The organism is Oleiphilus sp. HI0123, from assembly GCF_001635315.1.
In genome coordinates, this window is the sequence record NZ_LWGE01000872.1 from 1 (window position 1) to 262 (window position 262).

General features: G+C 45.8%; 1 pseudogene. It reads left to right on the forward strand.

The features are described 5' to 3' along the window. Positions 1-262 (forward strand): annotated as a pseudogene (locus tag A3761_RS27350) (alanine--glyoxylate aminotransferase family protein); the annotation flags it as partial.

Below are 262 nucleotides of genomic sequence, written 5' to 3' on the forward strand. Positions count from 1 at the left end.
CTATCTCAACTTAATGCAGTGAAGATTCCAGAAGGTATTGAAGATGCGACTGTTAGATCAACACTACTTAACCAGTACGACTTGGAACTTGGTGCAGGGCTAGGTAAGTTTGCTGGCAAAGCATGGCGAATCGGCTTAATGGGCAATGGCTGTAATCGTAAAAACGTTGATTACTGCGTTAGCTCTTTAGGCGCGGTGCTTAACGAACTTGGACATAGCTGCGATGTCGACGCTGCAATGTCTGCAGTAGAGAATGCATACC